The following is a 1,003-nucleotide window of genomic DNA, read 5'->3' as shown; positions in this document are numbered from 1 at the left end:
AGTTTCGTACAATAAGCGCCCAAACGGCGTTGTTGGGTCGGCGCGGCATCTATCCAGCCATTTTCGACCATAACATCGACAAACTCAGCCATTTCGACATCAACGTCCGAAAACGCATTTCGAATGATTTCGATTGCCTCGTCAAAGGTATACTGTGTGGCCTCGCCTTCCCCGAGTACAGGCATAGATGCTAAGTGGTTCCATGGCTGCATTTGATCGAGTTCATGCACTTTCGCCATCAGTGATCCCGCTTTTTGCCCCACGTGACGATTCAACTTCGTAACGGATATCATAGAATCGAGTGTTTGTTCCGAGATTCGGCTTCCGTGTAAGCTTGATTCCAGAAAATGGATGTCGCGGGTGTGCGAACGTTTGTCTGCCTCTGTATGACGCCACCCTGCTAACGCATTGAGTATGGAAGCAAAGCTCTCTTGATGCAGTGACATAGCGTCTTGAATGGCTTGCCATGCGGCTGGTTGTTTCTCAAAATCACAGCCATAAAGCAAACTTGCCGCTTGAGAGAACCCCATCATTTCTTTGGAACCATCTGGGTACTTAAGCGTAACCTCTAGGGTTCCAGTCAGGTTGTCATACATTCTGCCCCAAGCGTCTTTTCCATCAACTTCTAGTGCCGTAATCAATTGCTCCTCCGTCACTGAGAGCCGGCTATCAGCCAGTTGTCGTAAACAATCAAACTGGAACGCTTGCCCCGAAACATCCGGGCTAGGATGAGCCAAAACCTGCTCAACATACGCTTCGTCAGCATGAGTAATGGTATCGCGGTAAGGACTAAAGGCTTGGTTAAGTTCTGAGTTAAGTTTTGCGACTCTCCCCATGAGTGATTTGGCGACATCATTCGATGAATCAACGGAGGCGTAGCAAGTCGCCACGGTATTGATGGTTGCCATCAGTGTGCCCGCCGCTTCAGAGGTTTGCACCGCGTTTTGCATTACGTTCACTTGAGTACGATTTTCGACATGTGCTTTGAGAGATCGGAAGAGCG

General features: G+C 49.1%; 1 pseudogene. It reads right to left on the bottom strand.

From position 1 onward, the window contains the following. Positions 1–1,003: pseudogene (locus tag ACP45E_RS00405) on the bottom strand (M3 family oligoendopeptidase); the annotation flags it as partial.

The sequence above is a fragment of the Vibrio genomosp. F10 str. 9ZD137 genome (assembly GCF_049974785.1).
Lineage (GTDB): Bacteria > Pseudomonadota > Gammaproteobacteria > Enterobacterales > Vibrionaceae > Vibrio.
The sequence above is the reverse complement of the archived record's forward strand: the minus strand, read 5'-3'. Positions and strand labels throughout refer to the sequence as shown.